Source organism: Flammeovirga agarivorans (assembly GCF_012641475.1).
In the GTDB taxonomy this organism is placed as follows: Bacteria; Bacteroidota; Bacteroidia; order Cytophagales; family Flammeovirgaceae; genus Flammeovirga; species Flammeovirga agarivorans.
Map to the genome: position 1 here is coordinate 366,538 of NZ_JABAIL010000003.1, position 23,905 is coordinate 390,442.

Below are 23,905 nucleotides of genomic sequence, written 5' to 3' on the forward strand. Positions count from 1 at the left end.
GATAATAGGTTTAGATCAGATTTAGAGATCGCAATCACCTATTATCTTCAGTTCAGATTATTCACTTTTTTTGTTGAAGAATTTATTGCCTCCATTGGAGAAAACGGGAAAATTAGGAGGGATCACCATAATATTATTATACCTGCTGTAATAAAATTCCTTATAAGGGTCATCTAGCTGACTCATTAGATGGGAAGCGAGTTCAGGCATCGAGAAAAAGATAAACTCTCCTATACCAAGTATTAACCAATCTTCTATACTTTCCTCATGAATTGGGTGACGAAGTGAAACAGATTTAGACATTTCATCCAAGTCACTATATCTAGCGATATTCCACTCATAAAAGGAGAGTAAATCATCTGATCCATAAGGTAGGTAAGGAGCAATTAACTCTTCCCAATGTTTTAATTTCTTTTCTTGTTTTATGACCTCTTTTAAAAAGAAGGCGACTGTAGCCGTTGGATTTTCAATGACTAAAGCAGGGTGTTCACCACTACCTCCACCTAGTACAAGTTGAGTTTCGTCGCAGGTAAAATCTCCTTCAATTTCTTCTAAAGGATGATAAACAGGTAGATACCCAAGATATCCCACTAACTCATGTTTGAAAGAATCGATATGACTCATTTTTGTGATTTTTAGGTGATGATTATATACAATTTTACGTAGTGGTATTCGTTGAATTTTACACTACTTCTACCAAAGGTCTTAAAATGGATTTTAATTGACCTTTATTTCATCAATAATTTTATCCAGAGCAGTTTTCGCTTCTTTCATTACCGGTAAGAAAGGCCAAATATGCGGCATGTTTTCACCATCAAAGACTTTGAGGTTGACATGGCTCTTCTCCATTTTTAATTGAGCTAATTTTCCATCAGGATACATGATATCATTTTGGGCTAGAAATAATAAGGTCTTTGGAAACCCTTCGAAAGTTCCATACAATGGGGAGATCATCGGTTCTTTTAAATCAATATTTCCAGCACACATTTTTTTAGCACTTAACACACCCGTTTTTGAAAGCATCGGATCTTTTTGCTCATAATGTTCAATATCAGGGTTGGACATGCTGGCATCCATGACAGGAGAAACAAGAATTAATTTATTGGGTAATGCAACTTTCTTTATAAGCAATCGCTGAGTGAGAGCAGTGACTAAAGTACCACCTACGGAATCTCCAATAATAGTGATTCGATCGGCTTGGTGTTTCTCTAAAGCGGATGAATAAATCGTATCAATATTTTCTGATATTTTATCGATTTGACTTTCTGGAGCCTTTGGATAATCACACATCCAGATTTTATAGTTCGTTCTTTTTGCAATTTCTATGATGGTATCCCAATGATGTTGAGCAGGACCAGAAATAAAGGCTCCCCCATGGATAAATATCAAAAGGTTTTCGGCGTTTTTGTCTACTCCTATTTCCGAGATATTGGAATCTGAAATTTTAAACGTTTGTAATAGGTATTTTTTGAAGAAACGACCCGAAGGATGGTGAACATCTTCCTTTCGAATTTTTGAAACATCAATCGGATCTTGACTAAAGTTTCTTTTAATCCCTTTAAGTCTGATCACTAAAAGGGTTAAGTAATAGGTAATGCTTTGTTTCATTGTATTTAGTGGGGTGATTATTGATTAGTTATACTATTTATCTTAAGAAAAAAGTAGCATTAAATTTTTAACTTTGCTTTATGTCAGACAAAAATAATGAATAACAATCATTCGTTGAGATTCTTAAGTAAATTAAAGTCTCAAAAGATAAAGCAATTAGAAATGTCAATACAGATTTGATAGAACTATATTGGAACCTTGGTGAATATATTTCAAAAAAATGTACACTTGACAATTGGAGGACAAATGTAGTAAAACAACTATCTCAATATATCTCTAAATCTATTCATAACAATAAGGGCTTTTCTTCTTAAAATTTATGGAGAATGAAGCAATTTTATGAGCACTACTCTGATAAATAAAAACTCTCACCACTGGTGAGAGAAATTAGTTGGTCGAATAATTTACTTATTATTTCTCAATGTAAATCAATAGAAGAAACAGAGTTTTACCTTAAAATTACTCAAGAAGAAAAGTATTCTAATCGAGAACTACAAAGACAATTAGATAGTAGTTTATATGAACGGTCAATGTTATCTTAGTCCATTATTAAGATTGTAGGTAAACTTTGCTACTATTTATAGTTACCATTGGCCCACTTGATGACAGGGTCTAACCAATCGTTTAATGCTTTAAAGAGGAAGCCATGACTTAAACCCGTAGTTAATTCAATTTCTTTAAAATGATGAACAGTACAGTTTGAGGTTTTTACTCTTGCAATGGCAGACTCACCATAAGGATCAGTTTTTTCATATATCGTTAGTATGTTCCCACAATAGTTGATATCAGGCAATGTTTCTAAGTCTTCATTGGTGAAACATGCGACGAAAACAAAATTCAGTTGAGGATTTTGTGCGTAGGTAGAGACATACTGTGCGATATATCCGCCTTTTGAAGTACCAACGATGGTAATATTTTTTGCCGGTCTTCCTTCTTCGATAAGCTTATCAATCTGTGCTACTACCTTTCGAGCATAATCGTACGGATTTGTATTATTAGGTCGCTTCTCACTGATGACTGTAAAACCACTTTCTTTAAACTTAGCGATGATCTCTTTGTACTCCGGTTTTCCATACTCCGGGTGTTCCTCATGTAAGCCATGGTCTTCAAGAAAACGCTGATGTAAGAAAAATAGAACGCGTTGATTTGGCGTATCATTACACCAAGCTAAAGTGAAGTTTAAACAGAGTACTAGGCTTAGAATAAATTTCATAGAGCGGGATTTATTTCGTTATTAACCCTAACGTAGAAGTATACCTACGTTAGGATTTTTGACTTGAAGGTGCTGTGAGGAGTGTTTTATTCAGTGATTAAGTTTTGTCTATCAACAAGGAAGTCAAATGATAATTCAAATAGCCCTTTTCCATTAACGGTTGCATTCCAAGCACCATGCCCAAACCCTTCTAATGTGTAGAGTTGATTGTAAATACCTAAAGAATCATATATGCCTTGCAATTCAAGGGCTTCTTCATAAGGTGTAACAGGGTCGGGTTGGTCTCCATGTGCCATAAATAACTCAGGGTCATTAGCGTCGTAACGGTTCAGTTGGTAAACCCCTTCAAATACATCCAGTTTAATATTTGACCCCCAAAAGTATATCATACTCTTTATATCATAGGTTTGATCTAAATTTGTTGAGGAGAGTGTAGGGTCATCATCAAGACTTATTTCGTCTCTAAAATCTTCCGGATTTGAGATTCCTAATGCAATCGTAGTAATCGCTCCCGCAGAAGCACCTCCAACAGTTATCAGATCTTTATCGATGTTATAGTTGTTTGCATTGGCGATGAGCCAACGAAGAGCTGCTTTTGAATCCCTTTGAGCGGTATACATGGCAATAGACTGTTGAACTTGTTCTTGTGTTTCAGCCCCTTCAAAAGTGTTCTCGATCCATTCCTGAGGAGCTATTCCTTTGTAGTACGTAAATAAGTCGTCTTGAGAAAGACCTTGTAGACTACCTAGTTCCTCTGTTGTTCTATAATCTATAGAGGCAAAAACCCATCCTCTTGAAGCATAGTACTCAGCCATTTCAACAATCTCAGGTTTTGTTTTTGTTCCACCTTTAAATCCTCCTCCATGTATAAACATAAAAACAGGTCGATCGGAGTAACTGTTATCTGGAAAATAGATGTCCAACTTTAAGGGGACCGTAACAAGAGAGGAGTTTGAAGGGTTACGTCCAAGGCCCTCTGCATAGGTAATATCTTCTTGTGTTACTACTGAAAATGTTGATGCTGATCTAATTGTCCCTTCTCCATTATTTTGAACTTCGGGAGTATTGTCATTGCAACCCACTAAGAATAGAACGGCCAATGAAGTGAAATAAGTAATTAGTTTATTCATGTTATATTTTTGTGTTGTAAGGTGTTTTGTCTAGAATATCTATTGTCACATTTTTTTAATGTAGTATTATTTTTTTCAATACTGCAAATATTCCAGCTAAATTATTTTTAAGGTGAGTGATAAGAATATTGAAGGTAAGCTGTAGTTGATGCATGCTTTATTTCAAAACTATAGATGAGCTACGACTTAGCATCAGCATCCACCTCTACGACTAGTTTTACTTCAAAATGGATCGTGTTATTGGTAATATCCAACTGGTATTTGTTGAAGTAGCTCGCTTCCAGTCTTTCTTTTACGTTTTGTATTCCTAACCCACTGTAGGCAGGGTCTGAGTTATGAGAGGGGTTGGGTTTGACGCTATTTTTACAGTGAAACCAAATGCTGTTTTCTTGTTGTCTGATATCAATAGAAGCGGATTGAGACCCGTCAAAGTAGCCATGTTTAAAGAGGTTTTCTACAAAGGGCATCAATAGCATAGGCTCAATTTGAGCGGCTGGATTTTCTATTGATACATGGAATGTAGCAGTCAGGTCACTATCTTTTATCTCTTGGGAGTAGAGGTAATTTTTAATGTAATCCACTTCCTTAACTAGAGGTACTCTGGAGTGCTTACAGTCGTAAGTAACATAACGCATCATATTGGCGAGGGTAGTAATATATTGTTCAGATTTATCGGGTGATAACCGAATAACCGCATTTAAATTGTTTAAGGCATTTAGAAAAAAATGAGGGTTCATCTGTGAGCGTAAAAACTTATTTTCTGCCAACAAACGCTCTTTTTCTATTTGTACTCTTCGTGTTTCATTTCTTGTGAAATCTAAAATTAGTCGAAGGATTGTACTGCCAAAAACAAAGAATATCGTAGGAATAAGTACTCGCAAAAAGCGGTGTTTCCCTAAGCTTCTAATGGGTAAATTCTTTTGCCCTAATGAATAGAAGTGTATTGTTTTACTTATCCATAATAAAAAAAATGGAGTGAGGGTAATGATCAGTAAAACAACAAACAGGTAAGTCAGGTATCTTTTTTTAGTAAAGAGTTGTGGGATAAAGAACAGTGTATTCAAATAACTTATACCTGCAAAAGTAACCACCATAACCACTGCTTGAAGGGTAGCGTCTAATTTCGCATTGTTATTTTCCTGAAATAACTTAACAACTAATAGGTAATAGAGCATCCAAAATATAATCTGGACAGCAACACTCCCTTTTTTATTTACTATAAAGTTCATGACTCAATGTTCTTATTGCCAAATGTTTGGAGGCTACAATATAACCGATCTTTACTTTAAAGGATTACCTGTTAACCCAAAAGCAATTTGGTTTTTAAGGTAGTATCCACCAATAATTCGAGATGGAGTAAGGTCTAGAGGATGCTTAAAAGATATACTTTCCGTATTTGTCACTATAGACGCTTCCCCAAAAGTGAGTGTCATTTTGTTAGGGAATTGCTCCGCTAGTTGTATGATACTCGTTGCATTGCCTCCCGTTTTACCAATCTCAATTACCTTTCCATTTCTGATCTGTATCGATCTTAGTAAAGATAAGTCGATCATCTCTTGTTTGTCATCATTTGTCACCGAAAAGTTCTGCGTATTGACTGTCATATCCATCGTTCCTCCTAAAATATTTTCAGCACTTCCGGTGTAATTTGGAGAGATGTTGACAAAACTAATATCGCCTAAAGATTTAGGAAGCCCTAGCCCTAAAATTCCTGCCCACATCGAATGTTCGTCCGTTACAGGCATATAGATACAGTGGAAAAACTCTTGACCTTGGTATTCTACAAGGATCGAAATCGCATTTTCTTTGTAAGGGATAGCTCCATGGTCTAGCTTGTAAAAATCGTTGAAGAAAGAGAAAACCACCATTCTGCTAGGCATATTAAATTCCTTAGGAATAAAACTTTGATAGAGTGCTACGTCATCTGTTTCGTAGTACATAAATATTCCATCATTTTCTAAATAACGGTAAGGGATATGTTCAAATAGTGTATCAATGGTAATTGTCTTACTTTTGACATTTGAAGAATGTGCGTTGGAGGCCTCCAATGTTACGGTATAAGTTCCATTATTGGTAAAAGTGATGGAAGGGTGTTCTTCCGTATTTTGTGATAGAATAGAATCGGAAGTCCATTGGTATTCTGTAGCATGTTGTGATAGATTATTTAAACGGACGACCGCAGTATTATCCATGACCTCCATGGTATAGTCAAAATCAGCAACGGCAATATTCTCCAGAGCCTCCTCTTTACTGCATGAGAAAAGTAGGACGGTGAATAGAAGTAGGATATAGTTTTTCATAATCGTTTATTTCTTACCCAGACGAAAAGGAATTTTATTCAACATATAGTAGCCCCCAAGTATTTTGCTGGGTGTGAGGTTCAGAGGATAATTGCCCTCTACAGTAGAGGTATCAACATGAATCTCGCTTTTTCCACTAATGATAGTGACTTTATTGGGGTACTTTTGAGCCAATCCGAAAATATCGCCATTTCTCCCTCCACCCATTTCAATTACTTCTCCATTGAGGAGATTCATTTTTGGAATCACTGACAATTGATTGATTAGTGCTACTTCGTCTTTACTGACCGAATACTTTTCGGTAGCGATACTTAATGTCATGGTACATTGGTTTTCGTCTGTGACAGTCCCTTTATAGTCGTTGTTCTCCTTGACAAAATCGATAGTGCCCATCGTTTTAGGAAGGCCCAAACGGTGTATGCCTGCTAACATAGATTCTCTGCTGGTTACAGGCATATAGATACAGTGCCATACTTCTTTGCCTTTGTATTGGCCTAACAAAAATACCGAAGCCTCTTTGTAGGGCTGAGTTGCTGCATCCATCTTATAGAAGTCACAAATAAAAGTATAGACGAGCAAGCGTTCTGGCAAATCAAACGCTGTAGGCAGTAGCTGTCGATACAATTTTTTTTCTTGAGTTTCGTAGTAGATAAACACCCCTTCACTTTCTAAATACGTATAGCGACTAGTGGTTTGGTTCGTCCCTTTTAATTCCTCCAAATCTAGAAATCCATCTTTATTGGTATCCAGATAAGTAAAATTATTGGCGAGGCGTTGGGCATGTTTCGCTTCTTCTTGACTTATTTTATTGTCATGATTATGATCTAGAAACTGCATCACTCGTTGGGGATCATACGTTGTACTCTTGTTTTGAGCAGTACAATAGTTAGATAGACCAATCCAACTGATAAATACTAGAAGTATAGTTACTGTTCTCATTACCGCTGTTTTTGCTTATTATTTTGATCAAAACTACGGTCTATTTTACTACCTTGAAAGTATTACAACGAACTTTCAGTGAATGGAAAGTGATACTCATTGAATGGACAAAATAGTTAGCTCACTGTCTAAAAATTTATCTCTTTTAGCCGTTCTAAAACTTTGGAGCGGTAGGTTTTTCCAATAGGAATTTGTGATTGGTCATGGAGGAAAAGTGTATAATTCTTTCGCTCTTTGACTTTTGATAATGCGACGATATGGCTCCGATGTACTTGAATAAACAGTGGAGGTAGTTCTTCAGCGATTTTCTTTAAGCTTCCCAGCACAAGGTAACTTTTGTCTTTTGTGATGTACTTAATGTATTCACCCTCTGCCTGCAAATGAAGCAGCTCGTTAAAGTAAATTTTTACGGTGGATGCCCCTGTTTTTATTTTGATCGCATCATTAGGAATGATTTCCAGTAGTTCAAAGGCTTTTGCTTTTTCTTCGGTATCGAGTTGTTTCTTCAATTTTTGGATCATCTGCCCGAAGCGTTCTTCAGTGATGGGTTTTAGTAGATAGTCTGCCACATCGAAATGGTAACTCTCTACAGCATATTCTGCATAAGCAGTCGTAAAAACAATTTTCGGCTGAACACTGTGCTTCTTTAAAAACTCAATTCCCGTTTCTTCCGGCATCTGTATATCCAAGAAGATAACATCCACCACATCCTCAGATGCTAATACCTCTTTTGCCATTAAAGTATTTTTGCATTTTCCGACCACCTCAAATTCAGGAAATGACTTTAAATAATCAGCAATTAACTCTCTAGCAAATTGCTCATCATCAATAATCAAACATTTGTATGTTGGGGTGGTTTTCATTTGTGAGGGTGTGGTTGATTTTTATTAGCGTAATGGCTAATCTGCGTTTTAATGCAGTTTAGGTTATGTTATGTGTGCATGATATTTTTCACGACTCAACAACAGTGTCAGGTTTGTAGTTTCTTATTTCTTTTCGACCTAATTTAATTGACTTTTCTATTTCCTCCTTTTCACTCTGTCTTAGTTTTATTGCAGTTGCCATTCTATCATGAGCAAATTCAGATTCGCTATTAATTGTAAGAGCTTTTTCAAAGTATTCAATGGATTCAGTATAAAACCCTTTATTCTTAAACATATTGCCAATGTTTGAGACTATCCATTCTTCTTTAGATTCCGTTATTTTTTGTGCCCTTCTCTTTGCTGTCAAGGCTAAATCATAATAATCTAAACTAACGCATACATTACTCAGGTAACCCCAGTATGTGCTATTTTCTGGATATTCTGTAGTTAAAGATTCAAGAAGGAAAAGTGCTATTTCATTCTCTCCCAATTCGTATGCAATCCTAGAATATTTATATTTTATCAATCTATTGTTAGGGTATTCTTGATAGATAGAGTGAACGATGGATCGAGCTTCAATAAAATCTTTCTCATCCATATAAGAGTTAACTAATGTTAGAGCAATGTCTATATCATTTCCGTTATTGATTGATTTCAAATACTCTATACTTTCCTCCGGAGAGGAGGAATTATTGATGCAATCTGCCTTCAGAAGTTTCAACTTTGTAGAGTTTGGAAATTTTGTGATTGCTTTTTCAGCTAATTTTATTGATTTATCATTGTAATCTTCCCTATACAAAATTTTACATACTGCCATGAATGAGTGTTCATTTTCAGAGTAGTCTATAATAATTTTGTCTAATTCTTCGATACCTTTATTCTCATTTTCTTTGAATATGCAGTATGCTATCCAAGCTCTATGTTCAATGATTTTTATTTCATCAGTTTGTTCTTTTAAAAGGTTTTCAAGTTTTGTTTTAGCTGCACTAAATTTTTTAGAATCAAAATCATGAAACCATTCATTATCTTTAGGAGTATTGCTGTCCTCTTTTTCTGATGACTTACCCTCTTCCTCAGTTTCTTTTCGTTTTCCCAGCTTAGATATTTTTTGTCGGACTTGATTACAGAATGCTCCTGTGCCTGCCTGTAAACTTTTGTCATCTCTGTCGTTCTCGTAATTGCCGGGTGTAATACCCAATAGATCAGTAGGTAAGTGTAAATCTTGGTTCATTGGCTTCACAAAGAAGACTCTTTCGCGTCCCAATTTCCCAACAAATAACCCATATTCAAGAATCACATTGTCTCTTACAACACTGAATTCATCTTTTCGAATTTTGGTTACATCATCTGGACTAAATATGAAAATTCCATAGTCCGATTTGTCAAGTGCTTCTTCTAGAGATTCTATTGTTGTTGATGAAAGTTCGAAAACACCCTGGTCCCATACTGTTACTTCTGCACTATGTATTAAGTTTTGTTGAATGGCATATGCAACACTTAGTCCCTCTACAGAAGAGCCTATGAATATTTTTGGCTTCATTTTTTTCGTTTATTTTATTTACACATAACGTGAATGCTAAACTACGACCAGCGGGTGCGTCACCCGGTGGATGGAGATTAGCTATTGTTAGCATCAGTTTTTAAGTCCTTATCAACTGAATTTTCAATATTTTCTTTCTCTTTTCCAAAATCATTAAACCACGATTTTATTTGACTTTCACCCATTAGGAAAAGCGTGATTATTAAAAAAGTAAAGATGAATGAACCTACGATACTTGAAAGAGTTGACATTCCAAATTCTTTCCATCCATTTGCTGTTCTAACTTTTTTTATGGCATTATCAGTATATTGTTTTAATTCATCTGCTGATAAATTAATATTTGTTGATAACGTCATGTCGCTTAATAATGTATTATTGAACCCAATAATAGTATCTGCTGAAGGTTCATTATTGTTATTGTTTGATTTATAGTCATCAACTAACATGAAGTAATCTTCATGGTATTTGTGAAACAGAATTCTCTCTTGAAGTTTTGATAATTTCCTTTGAGCAGAGAATTCTTTAATTCTATTAAATGCTTCTCTATTCATAATAATTCTGTGATTTATCGTTTTTGTTAATTCTATTCACCAATTTTTCGTATTCTATAAATAGATACGGGTTACCACTTTTTTCTCTTCGTATAAGAATGAAGAATTTGAATTCTTTAAAAAAGTGAATCATGTATTTACCATAATATTCGAGTATAACTTCTTCATCATATACTTTCGTTTTTATTGAAATAGACATTTTTTCAAAAACACTCAGAATTTCTAAAATTCGACTATCCTCGTCATCTAGCAATCCGTTTCTCTTGTCGATAATCACTTTTTCGTAATTTATTTTATCGGAGAAGAAGAAGTTAACAGTTTCTTTCTTTTTAAGTTCTTTTTCTTTTTTACGAGAACTTAATATATAGTAATAAGCGGTTGTGATGATAATTATCATAAACATTATTCTTATTACTATTTCCATTGATTCATATAGTAACATATAGTTTTAATTTTAATTGATGCTAACATTATGTAAATACTATGGTATATTATTATACATTATTAAACCATGGTATTTCTACATTATTAAACAGTCTTCGACCTCCAAAAAATCAGTTTGCTTTATTGATTTTAGTTTCTGTTTGTTAGATAGTTGAAGTACACACTGTTAATTTATATATTAATGTAATACAAAACAAGAGACATCATTTTTAAGCGTGAAGTTAATTGTTATTAACGTTTAATATATAAAACGTAGTACCCACATGGTATTACAATTTCAAGTATAGGGTTAGATGTCTTTTACTCTTCAATAAATTCAAAAGAATCAAAGAAACTATTCATCGATTTATTATCATCATTATTTGGAATGGTCATCACTTGAAGTGCTATTTGAGAATTACCTTTAAGAAAGACTTTTTGTTTGATCACTATTTGTCCATCTCTAAAGCTTTCCTTCATTTCAATTCCAGAAATTCCGTTTTCAGATACTTTATTTTTACTAATTAAAGTTGTTTGTCTTCCGTTTAAGGCCCTTTGAATAACATTTGAGTAATAATCATCTAAGTCAAAATTATCCGTAAGAGTGATATCTTCTGGATATTTAATTATCATGACCATATAAATTAAATTATCATCGTTGACCAATTTTGGTTGATAACATTCCACAACTACTTTTGCATTCCCATATTCAGTAGGAGTTTCCATCTCTCTGATTTCAGTTTCCTTAGGGAATTTGATTTTATATATTTTGTCTACACCCTCAGATGAAGTTTGAGTATTAGGATTAGGAGTTGTATCAATTAGTTTAAATGAATCAAAGAACTTATTAATACTTAAATTAAAGTTCTTTTCACCTTCTGTATTTACAATAAGTATATACATCCTATTGTTGACCATAAAGAATCTAACTCTTGAAAACTTATTTGTTTTAATATCCTGCCATCTATATTCTCTACCTATATACCCTAAAATATTGTGATTAAATGTCCCTATAAGTTGAATATTATCTGAATTCACATTGGTCATTTGAGAACCATAAAATAAAGCATAAACACTTTCAGTACTTAGAGTGTCTGTAAATGCTTGAGGGTAATCTAGGTAATACACATCATATGATAGATTATCGTCATCTTCTGATTCAGCTTTAAATGAATATGTCGTTATTTCTCCATATTCAGTAACACCAGACTGTTCCGAGACTTCTGGTTCGATCGGAAAAGAAATCTTGAATTTACCTTTCTCATCTTTGAAATCAACTTTACTATTTTGAGCTTGACTGAGTGAGGTAAAAAATACTAGCCAAGCTGTAAATAGTAAGTATGTGTTTGTTGTCATTTTTTTAATTGTCACAATCTTAAAAAATTCAATTTGCAGAAGAGTTGATTAGAAGTAATTTTCAATTAATATTTCCAATATCAATTTAGTTCTTTTATATTCTTACAGGTTAATACTTAGTTCACTTATAATTGACTCCATTCCTGATATGTATGTTCTATCTTCTAGAAATACTTCTTCAAAAATAGTCTTTGCCTTATCAATTTTACCAGATTTGTAGTATGCTAATCCTAATGCAAATTTTGAGTCTAAATCAGTTCCAAACTCATCTAGAATATTTTTAAATATCATTTCAGCTTCATTATACATTTCTAATTCATAATATGTTTTTCCGAGAACAAATTTTGTTATACTATCATCATATATTTCGTTCGCTTTTTTATTATGATACAATGCCTTTTTAAGGTTTTGATATTCTATTCCATAGGTACCTAAAAATATCAATCCAATATAATTATTTGCTTCAAGCTTATTTGGGTTAAGCTTGATAGCTTTCTCTAAATTAATAATTGCACTATCTATATTATTCTTATATAAGAAAAGTTCTCCTTTGAGTTCGTAATAATGATAAGATTCCGTATTACAATAACTAATAGCTTTTGTTTTATAATACTGTGCAGAATCCATATAGTGAAGAGCTTCAAAAGCTAAACCAATGTTTCTATTGTACATTGATAACTGTTCAAACGTACTTGATGTATCTTTCAAAGCATTTTTAAATTCAATAATGGCTTTGCTATATTCGCTTGAATTTAAGTGCGTGAGTCCTTTGTCATTATAAGAGTTTCCTAAATTTATTACATTTTCAGTTGTACTAATAAAATATATATAGGATAATAAAATGATGAATATCGAGAAGAAAATTACCTTTCTCATATTGTGTTTTTGTAGTTTAATTTCTATTGATGGTGAATTTTATGATAAATTAGGATCTTGACTAATGCGATGTGCTATACACATTATTATCAGTCACAAATCAATTAGGGTTTATTGTACTCAATTACAACTTTTAGAATCGCCGCAATAAGAGTTAATGTAACCCCAATTAGTGTAAAAGGTTTGATATTTTCTTCCTCATCATCTGTGACTCTGTTGATATATCTCAATACAATTGATTTTGTCATAGAAATCAATACTTTGATTATGTAAACCAATGATAAGAAGGTTAAGAATAGAAGAGTTGGAATAAATGTTGAAACAGAATAAATGATATAACTAAATGGTATCCAAACCTTTTCCAATGATAAGACTTCATCAAATTGAAATTTGAAAACAGTATTGAATATCGATTTAATATGAAATTTTGTAACATCAAAAATATTTGGGTAAATAACATCTATTCCAATCCTTAAACTATCAAAGTATAAGGAAAAATAAAAGACAATATCTAGTAGTATAAGGGAAAGAATAAACGCACATGCTAAATCTTTTAGAATTATCAATATAAATTTTAAATATCCAGAATCTCCAAGAGTTCTAATATGAAATCGTGATATAGATAAAGATGTAATGTCAAAGGTGGCATTTGCAATTACTGCGATTAGAAAATAAGGGACAAAAAAGCCCGCTTCAAAAATATAATTCTCATTTTTTAAAAATTGAGAATTAACTACTCTATCGATAGATGAACCAATTAAATAAGAAGTAATCGTTAAGATAACACTTGAAATTAGAGCATAGGACCCGAAACCATATTTTTTTATGCCAAAAATTTTCAATTCATCAAGCTTTGATGAAACTTTTTTTGCTAAATGCTTGTGAATGTGAGGCACTTTAACGTCATCAATTTTGATAAATGACTCAACAAGAAAGTGATAAAGTTTTTTTTTCTCATTCTTTAGTAGCCAACTATCAAAGCATATAAAGATTCCATTTAAAGCTAGTAAAATTAATACAAAAGCTGATAATTCCACATTTTAGATTTTTAATTAAAAAATATTTAATAACAATTTTGTTATGTTTTAATGACCGTTGTAATCGAAGATGTATTCTAAATTATATCAAATAAAAATAGATAGTTTCCCTTTAAGTAAAATTATCAAATATTTCTCAGTACTGATTACAGCTATATAAAATAGATCCTTGCGCTTTTCGATACCTCTCTTTTTATTTTATTATATTCTTAACGTCTTAGATCAAACATCCAAAAAATCAGTTTGCTTCATTGATTTTAGTTTATTAGAGAGTTGAATAATACATTTAATTAAAAGTAATTATAATACTAAACTAATTAAGGAGAATGCTTCATTTTAACCACCAAATTTATTTTCTTAATGTATATAAGATCTTTTATTCAAAGTGTTAGAAGTTTATTCTTTAAATTTGATTATCTCTCTCTCTTTATTAATGTGATTTATATTCTTTAGCTCAAGTTCATTTATATTCTCAATTTTAGTTGTTTCACTTTCCAATTCTTTTTTTATTAAAAACTTATTGAATTCCATTAATGATGCCCCTTTCTTTTTAAATAGAATTAAGTTTTCTATTTCATTATTTGTAAAACCTGGAGATAAAGGAGGGTTGTTTAAAGTAATTACAATTCCTTTAATGTCTGGGTTTAGAACTTTAATTGAATCAAAGTAGTTTACATATGTTTTATGTACAGTAAACTTTTTTTTAATTTTATCTATAGTATTATAGTAAATTAAAACTGACTCTGTATCTCCGTTTTTTTTTGCTTCAGCCATTAACTCTGAAATGACAAAGCACGTAGTGTTAATATCAGTCTGATTAATATCCTGGGCAATTGAAGTGGAAATACCAATTATTGAAAAGATATATATTAGAGTAATTTTTTTCATATTAAATTAATTTACACGACCCGGTCCTTTTTCTGGTCCCTTTATGTCTTTTGGTTTTTCATGAGAGTCTTTAAAATTTGGGAAATTATCTTTACTGTTTATTGTGCTAATAATGAGAAAAGTACCTAACACCATTGCTATAATACCTGGAGATGCTGTTACAATTCTAGCAGTAATACCAATACCCTCTATATTTAAACTATTTTCTTTTTTTAAAGTATAAAAAGCGACACCTGTACCTAGGAACATTATAGCAAACCCAGAGAATAACCCAACTGAACGTTTTATCATGCTTAGATGCATCTGATATGCATATACTTTATACTCTAGGTTAAGGTCAGCTTCATTTTTAAATACACCATCTTTAAACCAATTAATATTGTGAATTAAAAAAAAACCAATTGCAATTAAAACTAAACTACTAGCAATAGTTAAAAACCATGGTATATATTTTTCCCAATTTGTCTGTTTACTCATAACTTTGTTTGCCTTAAACAGTATTAATACATCTTGCCAACAATTATTAATTGTCAAGTATCACTATTTTAGGGTCTATTTATTAGATAGTTGAAGTTTATTACTTTTGTTTTGTAACAAATGCCAAGAGTTTTTTAACATAAAGTCAGCTTCTTACTTTTTAAATATGAAACTGACCTGGTACAAACCTTTTATTAATCATTATGTTTTATTCTAATGGATTTTGGGTTTCGATGACAATTGAGGTTTTTCAATTGTAGCAAAATTTAATTTATAACTAATACCTTTTTTGGTATCGTCATAATTAACTGAATTTAAAAATTCATGAATAGCAATTTGCCACTTGATAAAAGTTTTAGCTGTTCTGTCATCCAAACCATAAGGTATGAAAATACGTGCATAACTATTGTTATAGATACTTTCAACACCATATGAAACAAAACCATAATCTGTTTCGTGATAACTTAAATCATCATAAAAATCTCTAAATTCATTATAAAAATCATGAAACTCTTTAATATTCGAAGTTAATTTTTCTCTGTTATTTAATAAATCAGTATAACTGACACTTAAGTCAATAAATGATTTTACACCATAAGTGATCCTATCATTTGAGTCTTCGCCTCTTTTATATGTTTTTAATATTGCCCAAAGGTTTTCTTTAGCTGAATTAAACTCACTCTTCCATTTATCTGATCGATTGATTGAAAAAACTACATCATCTAAGCCTTCAGAAATCTGATTTGGAACATTTGAATTATCATCTGTTGTGAAATGAAGTTTCATCATCCCTTTAAATTGGATATTTTTATCTGAAAAAGTAGCTCCTGTGATAACTCCACTTAAATCTGATATTAATTTAAATGCTCCAGCGAGAACACTTGGTTTAAGTTTTTGACTTTTTACATCAGCATTTAATGGAATATATATGGGATCATTATTAAGAATTAAACGTGTACTATCAATAGTGATCTCTTTATTTGCAAATTCAAATGAATTTAGTGGAATATCATAATCTGATTTAAATAATAATACTGGTTTATCATCGTCTTCACGTTGAGCTGCAATAAGTTGGTTGATAATAGAAATTGCAGGAAAGCTACTAAGGCTTGAGTTTAGTTGTTGATCAATTAAACCATTAATTTTTTCTTGCTTATTATTTTTTTTAACTATTGTAGCAATTATCTCAACATTATTTACTTTATCCAACGGAAGATTTGAGGTAAGTCGTATATTTTTTAGACTATGTGTAGTTTTATTATTAACAATATTTTCTTTAAAAACTTGAGCAAATGAATAAATTGGTTCTGGTCGATTTATGTTTTTATCTTTCCAGTCGTAATAATTGACTTCTAATGAAATGTAAAACTCTCCTTTATCTTCAACATAATATATTAGTTCATCAAGCTTTAAACTAACATTATTTGACCTAATAATAAAACCTTTATATTTCGAAAAGTCAACGAAGTTCCCATTGTTATAATTCAATACTCCATCTAAACCATTAGGTAGTTTTTGAGCTAATATTGTACTATTACTGTCAAAGAAAAAAAGAAATGATAGAAATAGAAAGTGTAAAAGTTTTAAGCTTTTCATTGTTTTTTAATTATAAGTTATGCTTCAAATATTTTAGTATATGTAAAAATAATATAAAGACCATGGTAATTATATATTTTTAGAAATCACTTCCAACTACCCCAACACCCAGTTTGCTCAATTGATTTTAGTTTGCTGTTAATTAGATTGTTGAAAGTTATTAACAATAATAGATATTAATGTATTACAAAACAAGAAATGTCCTTAAATTTCTTAAAAAAATCCTTTTCAACTTTTTATGACTGAGGTTATTAAAACGAAAATCAGCATTATTTCACCTTTCTTAAAACCGAAATTGATATGGGGAGAAATCCATTGATGTAGATGTTGTTTTAGTTACTGAGGGGGTATTCCTTTGTAGAGGAATACTATTGTTGACTACTGAAAATTATTAATAGCCCCAACTATACATTGGCTTTTTCATAAGAGAAAGTCAATAGAAATTTACAGCATTAGGTACGCCCTGATGCTGTTTTTCTTTTCTTAAAATTCTAACGGGAGTTTTGTAATTATCTATATCTTTGCCGTACAATCTAAATCTAATTTTATTTTTTTAGCTAAATCTAAATCATGAAGCAATATCTAATTGTACTGATATCAGTAGCATTTTCATCTTGTTACACCTCAAAAAAATCGACGCATCAAGGAGCCGACTTTGGTGGTGAAATTGTCAAAATCACAGAAAAAAAATATGACGCGAAAGACAAGGCAGGAGAGTATACCGTCATTTATAGTGATAATCTTCACTCTAGGGTATTTTACTACAACGATCAAAAGTCGTTGACAAAACAAGAGTTTATTAATCCGGAAGGAGAGGTATACTGGGTGATTGAAAATACTTACGACGAGGACAATGTAAAAACGGGTACAGAGATCTCTTATGGAGGGCGATTGGAAAGTCGACAGATAAATAAGGTGATCGATGGAAAAGTAGTAGAAGGTACTCGCTACGATGGGGAAGGAAACATTAAGGAAGTATATTCTTATAAGTACGCGGGAGAGTGGAAGAGTGAAATCACCACAAAAAATCCGAAGGGAGAATTGATTTCGGTAAGATCTATTCATAGAGAAGAGGGGGAAATTGTTTCTGTCGTAGAAAAAGATGCAACAGGACAAATCACATATAATAATGTTCTAGAAAACAACGAGCAGGGTGATGTAGTGAAGTCAGAAACAGAAAGACCCATTAAGGAATATCACGAAATTGTTTACTATACCTACGACTATGATGCACAAGGTAATTGGGTAAGAAAATATCATTTCGATAACCAAAGGGAGATAATGTTTATTACTGTCAGAAATTTGGTTTATAAAGGGGATGAAAAGAAGGTGCTGACCAAAGACGCATTGATAGGAGAATGGTTTGTATTTGGCAGACATGTTGACAGAATGGAATTCAAAGCAGATCAATCGTTTATTATCAGAAATAAAGATAAAGAAGGTATTGTTGGCCGTTGGGAATTAGATACAGAGGAACATCAGATATTATTAAAGCCAGAAACAAAAGAGGTAAAGATCGCTTTTGACTATACAATGGAGGGACAAACGATTCGCCTTTTTGCAAAGGAAATCAATGAAGAAATGACGCTGGAAAAAAGGGTGAGTACTAAGAAAACACCTCAACAAGTTACCGAAAGTGCATTTCTAAAAAAATGGGCTGTAAAAGGGAAAACAGGCGATTTTATTGAGTTTAAAGAGGAACAGGTTTTTGTCAATGAAAGACCGGACAAAGCACCTAGAATTGGGGAATGGAAATTAGACGTAAAGAATAAAGTAATACGTATCAAAGAAGAAGGGAAGTCGAATTCGGCTGAGCTGATTTATTACTTTAGAGAAAACACTCTTCTATTGTATAGTATGGATGGAGAATTACAATTGACTTTAGATCCTGTAGATACAGGTCTTGTAAAATAACATCCTTAGTTAAAGGCAAGAAAAAAGGAGCAACTAATATAGCTGCTCCTTTCTTTTTTACTAAAGTAACATAAATTAGAAACTCATTTTTAAACCTACTGAATAAGTTCTTCCGAGTCCCATATAATAATCACCCGGAAGCATAGCTCCAGTATCATCTATTCCTCCTTGTAAGCCCTGAACAGCATAGGCTGTATTCAAGACGTTGTTGACTCTAAAATTGACAAGTCCATTAAAGCCTGCCATTTGGAAAGCGTAAGAAGCACCTAAGTCAAGTAGATTGTACGAAGGCATTTCGTAAGCACCTGTACCTTTGTACTCTTCGCTATCTCTTCTTGTTGGGTCGTAGTCTGCAAACAATCTACCGTAGTAGTTCCAGTCAGCATTTAAACGAAGACCATTAACTACTTCGTAAGAAACACCTAAAGCTGCAGTGGTTTGAGCAGAGTTACCTACTTCAGCACCCGCCATATATACGTTGACAGTATCGATGGCATTTTGCTGATCATCGAAAATCTGAACGTTTTCTAAGTCATTTAACCATCTCCAGTCACCTAATGAAACCATACCTGTTAAAGTAAGTCTACGGTTCACTTGGTACGTCATGTCTACCTCAATACCTTTATGAAGGGCATCTACACCTAAAAGGTTAGCAGTGTAAGGTACACCGTCTCTAAATACTGTTTTTACAAACGATTTGTCTTGCCAGTGTGTGTAGTAAGCGTTAACATTCGCTCTGAAACCTTGGTTTCTATAACCGTAACCAATTTCACCACTAAGGATTTTTTCGTTAACAGCATTCTCGTTGATATCGTTTTGGTAGTTTAAGAAAACTGCACCAAAGAACGGCTGACGAGAGATATATCCAGCATTGGCAAATACATTGTGATGCTCATCGATGTTGTAGTTAGCACCTGCCTTTGCAGAACCACCCCAGAAGCTTTGCCAGTCTGTTTCATCTGTACCATGCTCGTAGCTCATGTAGTCAATTCTTTTGAACGCTTGGTGAGATACTGCACCAGTGAAGAATGCCGACAATTGATCTTTAGAGTATTCTAACTGACCAAAGAAACCTTGCCATTGTACGATACCATCGTTATCGTAACCCATTCTATCACCTACACCTACTACTCTGTTTGGTTGTGATTTCATAGAGTTGTCTACATAGAAATCGCCACCCATTAGGTCTTCTACCGTTTGGTAGTGCTGCCCTAGGTAGTAACGTAAATCAAGACCACCTACTAACGTCCAATTGTCGTTCAATTGGTGAGTTAAAGTAGATAAAGCACCCGTCCATAAGTGGTTGTTGTTCGAGGCTCTGTAAATACCTTTTGCACCACCTTCTTCATCAACGTTATTAGCTACATAAGCATCCCAGTCGATTAGACCGTCGTATGTTCTGTAAGAGTCATCTACCCAGTGGCTACCGGCCATACCTGTACCGCCACCTTTACCTACAGAGAAGTAAACGGAAGTCGATAGGTCTGTCTTTTCAGAGATTGTCCAGTAGTGGTTCAATGACATTTGTGGTTTATGGTAAGAGTTTTGGTTCATGTTAAACTCTTGTCCGTTTTTATAACCCCAGTCTTTGTTGTAACGGTCACCATGTTTTTCATACTCTTCTTCAGTAAGGTATGTTCTTCTTTGACCGTGAGTTTGTGGAGCACCAAATGTGGTAAATGATAATGTATGACGGTCGTTGAACTGCTTAGAGATATTCAGGAAGTAAGAATATCCTTCGAAAGAAGTACCATCTACATAACCATTACCTGTAGTTTTAGATAATGCTGTAGTGATCGCCCAGCCATTGTCCATAAGACCTGTAGAAAGCGTAAGTCCTGTCTTGAAGTAACCGTCGTTACCCATTCCCATAAATACATTACCGCCTTTTTCAGCATCAGTAGTTTTAGTAAGAATGTTGATTGTACCACCAACAGAAGGTACCGCAAGCTTAGAAGCACCTAAACCTCTTTGTACTTGCATGGTTTTCGTTACATCACCTAAACCAGCCCAGTTTGACCAATATACTTTACCGTTTTCCATATCGTTTACTGGAACACCGTTGATCATTACGGCTACGTTTTCTGAGTCAAAACCTCTAAGTGAGATTCTTGAATCACCAAAACCACCACCAGCACCAGAAACGTATACACCTGGAGAAGATTTTAATACCTGTGGGAACTCTTGGTTACCCATTTTAGTTTCGATTTGTTCAGCGTCGATTGAAGCCACAGCTACAGGAGTTTTACGGTCAATCGCGATAGAAGCAAGAACTTCTACTTCTGCAAGACCAACAGCATCTGAAGCCATTTGCACTTCACCAAGGTCGATCGGAGTACCGTTTAATTCCACCTCTTTTTTGATGGACTTCATTCCTACAAATGAGATATTCAATGTTTGTTTACCTGTTCTCTTTGATTCGAAAGCAAACTGCCCGTTAAAATCTGAGATAGCACCAGTTGTTGTTCCTTCAACAGAGATATTGGCACCAATAATAGGTTCATTAGTAGTATCCTCTAATAATACACCTGAAATAAGTGTTTGAGCAAAGGCTGTACTAGATAGCATGCACAACATTGCCACAATCAGAGACATTGGTTTCGTAGACATTTCTAATGTAATAAGGTTAATTAGTTATAGTTTTTAAAACGGTGCAAAAGAAGTGATCTAATGTGAACGAATTGTTACTCTTTAATTTTGTTTGAGAGTGGTTATTTTTTTTTAACAGACAACAAGGTGTACAATCAGAATTTGGAGGTCCGTATTAGCAAATGCTTTGTAATGTGTCTGATTATAGGTGTTTTATGTGTTTTTTATACAATAAAAAAGTACCCTAAGTTTTCACCTAGAGTACTCCAATTTTTATCTTTTTCTTGAAATTGATGCTATCGAATAAACTTCTTTCCTGTAATTGAGTAGGCAATTCCTACGGTTATGGTTGTAAATGTGTCCGTCGTAATTTTTTGACCAGAGCCTGTTAAGTCAATTTGCTCCGAACTGGATAAGTTACTTTGGATTTCCATATTAAACTTCAGCTTTCTACTGATGTTACGTCTAAAACCGATACCAAGAATTAATGTGCCTCCTGTATCTACGCCGTCTTCTACTGTAAGGTAATTGACCGATGCCGATCGAAACACACTCGTACCCATTAGAAGGTAAAAGGTGGTCGGAGATTTCTTTTGGAACCTGCCTGCGCCAATATCATAAATAAGGATTGGAGCAATTTGGAATAAGCTGGATGTAAAAATATCATTTTCACTAGAGATACTTTCGTGGCTTTCACCGCCCACAGCCGAAAGTCCCATATAACCTACCTGAATTCTAAAATGAAGTGATCTAGAAAATCTTTTCTGATAATAACCACTGATGGCAAGATTCATATTTTTGGGATTGTACGAGCCATTTCCAATACTGGCATAGGATCCGGTATAGGTAGAAAAACCTGTATTAAGCCCAAATAATGTATAATTGGTATTTTCAGCAGAACGTAAATAGGTTCTTCTCCACTGATAATGTTCTTGTCCATATATGAGGTTACTCAACAAAAGCATGAAGAGCAGGGTAAAAAGTCTAGATTTCATCGGTAGTAATCGTATTAAAAAGTAAGGTTAAAAAATGAATATGATACTTAATTACTTACCTATACAACGAAAGAATGCTGCTGTCACTTTTTCATAATTCAGCTATTTTCTTTCAAAATCTATTCTTCTGAATATAAATTACTTAGCTTTTCTTTACTTCTTTTCGCGTCTGCGGATCGGTGATCCCTTCAATATGTCCACCCGCCACAGCCCATAAATAAAGGCTAGCCACAGAAGCATAGGGAGTATATCTTTTCCAGAATCGTTGGAACTTTTCCTTGTCAATTTTTCTATGGCGGTAGATCATTCTTAATCCTCTATGGATTGCCAAATCGCCGTAGCTAAGAATATTGGGTCTCTGCATGGAGAAGATCATCATCATTTCTGCTGTCCAAGGACCAATACCATTTAGTGCTGATAGCGTAGTAGATACTTCTTCGTCATTCATGGAATGTAAGGCATCGATATCAAATTCCTTATTGACTACCTTCTCCGCAAAATCTTTGATATAACCTACTTTTCTGAACGACATACCGAGCGATTGAAGTTCCTCTGTAGAAAGTGCATCAATGGCTTTTGGTTCGATTGTGCCGATCTTATCGCGTAGTCTTCTTAATATCGTGACTTGTGCTTTTGTAGAGATTTGCTGTCCCACAATCGATTTAATGATGGCTTCGAAAAGATCAGGGTAGGTTTCTCTTTTGATTAATCCTATCTGATCAATCACTTCGCCCAACTTTTTGTCTTTTAACTTTAAATGATCGATGGCCTCCTGATCGTATTCAAAAAAGTATTTCTTGTCCATGATCCCTATTTTATTCTCCTACTTGATTTACATCCAAAGGGCCAATAATTCTATGGTAATGGTTGACAATGCTGCCACCACCAGAGCAGAAGTAGTTGAGTTGAGTATTATTTTCCACTTCATCTGCCATGATATAAACGTTTTTACCATCGAAGACGAAATAAGTGACTGTTTCATTTAAAGTCGCTTTGTATTTGCCATTGGATACTTTAGTGATTTCAGCATCCAAGAAACAAGTTTGCTCTTTTTTATCTGCTCTAGAACGAATTTCCACACCCAAATGATCATGTCCTAAGTCTGTGATGACCACACCAACCCAATCGTAGCCTTCATGTCTTCTTTCGTAGAAGTCAGTCGCATAATAGCCTACAATCTCATCGGTAGTTAAGTTTTTGATACCGGAACTGGCTTTCTTATCGTTTTCCAGCCACATAAATTCATTGCCCTTTACCCAGAAGGCATTTTTTTGCTCATCGGCATATTTTACCCCACTCGCTACCTGAACTCTAGTCAGTTCATAAGCAACCTTTTTAGGTGTAATCACAATCACCTTTTCTTCGCTAAGCTTGTTCAGCTTAAATAATTTACCGTTTTCAGTATGGTAAGTTATACTTTCAATAATTTCCTCCTTTTTTTCTTCCTTCTCTTCCTGAGTTGAAGTAGATGAAGAACAGGCACTAAAAATAACCAAAGTGGCAAGGAAAAGTAATGGATGGATGATGCGTTTCATGGTCAACCTCGAAGTAAGTGTGTATTTGAAAAGTGATTTATCTGAAAATTTAACCAATTGATTTTTCTAATCAAA

General features: G+C 33.6%; 22 protein-coding genes and 1 pseudogene. 2 read left to right on the forward strand and 21 right to left on the reverse strand.

Annotation, left to right across the window (positions count from 1 at the left end; genetic code table 11):
- Positions 1 to 57 precede the first annotated feature (57 nt).
- Both HGP29_RS10640 and HGP29_RS10645 read right to left on the reverse strand, forming a co-directional pair.
- Positions 58 to 624 carry a hypothetical protein gene (locus HGP29_RS10640; RefSeq protein ID WP_168882382.1) on the reverse strand — a complete coding sequence of 189 codons (567 nt, stop codon included), beginning with the start codon at positions 622 to 624 and terminating at the stop codon, positions 58 to 60.
- A 93-nt stretch (positions 625 to 717) separates the two neighbouring features.
- On the reverse strand, positions 718 to 1,608 hold the full coding sequence (locus HGP29_RS10645; RefSeq protein ID WP_168882383.1) for a YqiA/YcfP family alpha/beta fold hydrolase: 891 nt from the start codon (positions 1,606 to 1,608) through the stop codon (positions 718 to 720).
- A 131-nt stretch (positions 1,609 to 1,739) separates the two neighbouring features.
- Between HGP29_RS10645 and HGP29_RS29120 the strand changes: the two are divergent.
- Positions 1,740 to 2,150 (forward strand): annotated as a pseudogene (locus tag HGP29_RS29120) (DUF1016 N-terminal domain-containing protein).
- A 32-nt stretch (positions 2,151 to 2,182) separates the two neighbouring features.
- Here HGP29_RS29120 and HGP29_RS10660 read toward each other — a convergent pair.
- The 15 genes from HGP29_RS10660 to HGP29_RS10730 all read right to left on the reverse strand — a co-directional run bounded on the left by HGP29_RS10660 (position 2,183) and on the right by HGP29_RS10730 (position 16,797).
- On the reverse strand, positions 2,183 to 2,821 hold the full coding sequence (locus HGP29_RS10660) for a YqiA/YcfP family alpha/beta fold hydrolase (protein WP_168882386.1): 639 nt from the start codon (positions 2,819 to 2,821) through the stop codon (positions 2,183 to 2,185).
- 86 nt (positions 2,822 to 2,907) lie between these two features.
- Complete coding sequence (locus tag HGP29_RS10665; RefSeq protein ID WP_168882387.1) at positions 2,908 to 3,951, reverse strand: prolyl oligopeptidase family serine peptidase; 1,044 nt, start codon at positions 3,949 to 3,951, stop codon at positions 2,908 to 2,910.
- 179 nt (positions 3,952 to 4,130) lie between these two features.
- Complete coding sequence (locus tag HGP29_RS10670; protein WP_168882388.1) at positions 4,131 to 5,180, reverse strand: sensor histidine kinase; 1,050 nt, start codon at positions 5,178 to 5,180, stop codon at positions 4,131 to 4,133.
- A gap of 51 nt (positions 5,181 to 5,231) precedes the next feature.
- Positions 5,232 to 6,251, reverse strand: a complete 1,020-nt coding sequence (locus tag HGP29_RS10675; protein WP_168882389.1) for an acetoacetate decarboxylase family protein — start codon at positions 6,249 to 6,251, stop codon at positions 5,232 to 5,234.
- Positions 6,252 to 6,257: 6 nt separating this feature from the next.
- Complete coding sequence (locus tag HGP29_RS10680; RefSeq protein WP_168882390.1) at positions 6,258 to 7,190, reverse strand: acetoacetate decarboxylase family protein; 933 nt, start codon at positions 7,188 to 7,190, stop codon at positions 6,258 to 6,260.
- A 128-nt stretch (positions 7,191 to 7,318) separates the two neighbouring features.
- Positions 7,319 to 8,053: a LytR/AlgR family response regulator transcription factor gene (locus HGP29_RS10685; RefSeq protein WP_168882391.1), complete on the reverse strand. Its 735-nt coding sequence runs from the start codon at positions 8,051 to 8,053 to the stop codon at positions 7,319 to 7,321.
- Positions 8,054 to 8,141: 88 nt separating this feature from the next.
- On the reverse strand, positions 8,142 to 9,593 hold the full coding sequence (locus HGP29_RS10690) for a TIR domain-containing protein (RefSeq protein ID WP_168882392.1): 1,452 nt from the start codon (positions 9,591 to 9,593) through the stop codon (positions 8,142 to 8,144).
- 77 nt (positions 9,594 to 9,670) lie between these two features.
- Positions 9,671 to 10,144, reverse strand: coding sequence for a hypothetical protein (locus HGP29_RS10695; RefSeq protein ID WP_168882393.1), 474 nt, complete (start codon positions 10,142 to 10,144; stop codon positions 9,671 to 9,673).
- Positions 10,137 to 10,541 (reverse strand): DUF4760 domain-containing protein, encoded by a 405-nt coding sequence (locus HGP29_RS10700; protein ID WP_168882394.1) that lies wholly within the window; start codon positions 10,539 to 10,541, stop codon positions 10,137 to 10,139. The genes HGP29_RS10695 and HGP29_RS10700 overlap by 8 nt, the downstream gene beginning before the upstream one ends.
- 347 nt (positions 10,542 to 10,888) lie before the next feature.
- Positions 10,889 to 11,923 (reverse strand): hypothetical protein, encoded by a 1,035-nt coding sequence (locus tag HGP29_RS10705; protein ID WP_168882395.1) that lies wholly within the window; start codon positions 11,921 to 11,923, stop codon positions 10,889 to 10,891.
- A 102-nt stretch (positions 11,924 to 12,025) separates the two neighbouring features.
- Positions 12,026 to 12,799, reverse strand: coding sequence for a tetratricopeptide repeat protein (locus tag HGP29_RS10710; protein ID WP_168882396.1), 774 nt, complete (start codon positions 12,797 to 12,799; stop codon positions 12,026 to 12,028).
- Positions 12,800 to 12,903: 104 nt separating this feature from the next.
- Complete coding sequence (locus HGP29_RS10715) at positions 12,904 to 13,836, reverse strand: hypothetical protein (protein WP_168882397.1); 933 nt, start codon at positions 13,834 to 13,836, stop codon at positions 12,904 to 12,906.
- Positions 13,837 to 14,232: 396 nt separating this feature from the next.
- Positions 14,233 to 14,724, reverse strand: coding sequence for a hypothetical protein (locus HGP29_RS10720; protein ID WP_168882398.1), 492 nt, complete (start codon positions 14,722 to 14,724; stop codon positions 14,233 to 14,235).
- Positions 14,725 to 14,730: 6 nt separating this feature from the next.
- A complete protein-coding gene (locus tag HGP29_RS10725) occupies positions 14,731 to 15,201 on the reverse strand; it encodes a hypothetical protein (RefSeq protein ID WP_168882399.1) in 471 nt (156 codons plus the stop codon).
- 213 nt (positions 15,202 to 15,414) lie between these two features.
- Positions 15,415 to 16,797 carry a hypothetical protein gene (locus HGP29_RS10730; RefSeq protein ID WP_168882400.1) on the reverse strand — a complete coding sequence of 461 codons (1,383 nt, stop codon included), beginning with the start codon at positions 16,795 to 16,797 and terminating at the stop codon, positions 15,415 to 15,417.
- Between the two features lie 570 nt (positions 16,798 to 17,367).
- Here HGP29_RS10730 and HGP29_RS10735 point away from each other — a divergent pair.
- On the forward strand, positions 17,368 to 18,711 hold the full coding sequence (locus HGP29_RS10735) for a hypothetical protein (protein WP_168882401.1): 1,344 nt from the start codon (positions 17,368 to 17,370) through the stop codon (positions 18,709 to 18,711).
- 75 nt (positions 18,712 to 18,786) lie between these two features.
- On the opposite strand, the gene HGP29_RS10740 is transcribed toward HGP29_RS10735, so the two are convergent.
- The 4 genes from HGP29_RS10740 to HGP29_RS10755 all read right to left on the reverse strand — a co-directional run bounded on the left by HGP29_RS10740 (position 18,787) and on the right by HGP29_RS10755 (position 23,830).
- Positions 18,787 to 21,321, reverse strand: coding sequence for a TonB-dependent receptor (locus tag HGP29_RS10740; RefSeq protein WP_211093264.1), 2,535 nt, complete (start codon positions 21,319 to 21,321; stop codon positions 18,787 to 18,789).
- A 275-nt stretch (positions 21,322 to 21,596) separates the two neighbouring features.
- The gene (locus HGP29_RS10745) at positions 21,597 to 22,295 is read right to left on the reverse strand and encodes a hypothetical protein (RefSeq protein WP_168882402.1); all 699 of its coding nucleotides are present in this window, start codon (positions 22,293 to 22,295) and stop codon (positions 21,597 to 21,599) included.
- Positions 22,296 to 22,437: 142 nt separating this feature from the next.
- The gene (locus tag HGP29_RS10750) at positions 22,438 to 23,100 is read right to left on the reverse strand and encodes a DNA-3-methyladenine glycosylase family protein (protein ID WP_168882403.1); all 663 of its coding nucleotides are present in this window, start codon (positions 23,098 to 23,100) and stop codon (positions 22,438 to 22,440) included.
- 10 nt (positions 23,101 to 23,110) lie between these two features.
- The gene (locus HGP29_RS10755; RefSeq protein ID WP_168882404.1) at positions 23,111 to 23,830 is read right to left on the reverse strand and encodes an MliC family protein; all 720 of its coding nucleotides are present in this window, start codon (positions 23,828 to 23,830) and stop codon (positions 23,111 to 23,113) included.
- Positions 23,831 to 23,905: the final 75 nt, after the last annotated feature.

Bases quoted from the DNA above. Each gene is read 5' to 3' on its own strand.
- HGP29_RS10640 (WP_168882382.1), bottom strand. From the start codon at position 624: ATGAGTCATATCGATTCTTTCAAACATGAGTTAGTGGGATATCTTGGG.
- HGP29_RS10645 (WP_168882383.1), bottom strand. From the start codon at position 1,608: ATGAAACAAAGCATTACCTATTACTTAACCCTTTTAGTGATCAGACTT.
- HGP29_RS10660 (WP_168882386.1), bottom strand. From the start codon at position 2,821: ATGAAATTTATTCTAAGCCTAGTACTCTGTTTAAACTTCACTTTAGCT.
- HGP29_RS10665 (WP_168882387.1), bottom strand. From the start codon at position 3,951: ATGAATAAACTAATTACTTATTTCACTTCATTGGCCGTTCTATTCTTA.
- HGP29_RS10670 (WP_168882388.1), bottom strand. From the start codon at position 5,180: ATGAACTTTATAGTAAATAAAAAAGGGAGTGTTGCTGTCCAGATTATA.
- HGP29_RS10675 (WP_168882389.1), bottom strand. From the start codon at position 6,251: ATGAAAAACTATATCCTACTTCTATTCACCGTCCTACTTTTCTCATGC.
- HGP29_RS10680 (WP_168882390.1), bottom strand. From the start codon at position 7,190: ATGAGAACAGTAACTATACTTCTAGTATTTATCAGTTGGATTGGTCTA.
- HGP29_RS10685 (WP_168882391.1), bottom strand. From the start codon at position 8,053: ATGAAAACCACCCCAACATACAAATGTTTGATTATTGATGATGAGCAA.
- HGP29_RS10690 (WP_168882392.1), bottom strand. From the start codon at position 9,593: ATGAAGCCAAAAATATTCATAGGCTCTTCTGTAGAGGGACTAAGTGTT.
- HGP29_RS10695 (WP_168882393.1), bottom strand. From the start codon at position 10,144: ATGAATAGAGAAGCATTTAATAGAATTAAAGAATTCTCTGCTCAAAGG.
- HGP29_RS10700 (WP_168882394.1), bottom strand. From the start codon at position 10,541: ATGATAATTATCATCACAACCGCTTATTACTATATATTAAGTTCTCGT.
- HGP29_RS10705 (WP_168882395.1), bottom strand. From the start codon at position 11,923: ATGACAACAAACACATACTTACTATTTACAGCTTGGCTAGTATTTTTT.
- HGP29_RS10710 (WP_168882396.1), bottom strand. From the start codon at position 12,799: ATGAGAAAGGTAATTTTCTTCTCGATATTCATCATTTTATTATCCTAT.
- HGP29_RS10720 (WP_168882398.1), bottom strand. From the start codon at position 14,724: ATGAAAAAAATTACTCTAATATATATCTTTTCAATAATTGGTATTTCC.
- HGP29_RS10725 (WP_168882399.1), bottom strand. From the start codon at position 15,201: ATGAGTAAACAGACAAATTGGGAAAAATATATACCATGGTTTTTAACT.
- HGP29_RS10730 (WP_168882400.1), bottom strand. From the start codon at position 16,797: ATGAAAAGCTTAAAACTTTTACACTTTCTATTTCTATCATTTCTTTTT.
- HGP29_RS10735 (WP_168882401.1), top strand. From the start codon at position 17,368: ATGAAGCAATATCTAATTGTACTGATATCAGTAGCATTTTCATCTTGT.
- HGP29_RS10740 (WP_211093264.1), bottom strand. From the start codon at position 21,321: ATGTCTACGAAACCAATGTCTCTGATTGTGGCAATGTTGTGCATGCTA.
- HGP29_RS10745 (WP_168882402.1), bottom strand. From the start codon at position 22,295: ATGAAATCTAGACTTTTTACCCTGCTCTTCATGCTTTTGTTGAGTAAC.
- HGP29_RS10750 (WP_168882403.1), bottom strand. From the start codon at position 23,100: ATGGACAAGAAATACTTTTTTGAATACGATCAGGAGGCCATCGATCAT.
- HGP29_RS10755 (WP_168882404.1), bottom strand. From the start codon at position 23,830: ATGAAACGCATCATCCATCCATTACTTTTCCTTGCCACTTTGGTTATT.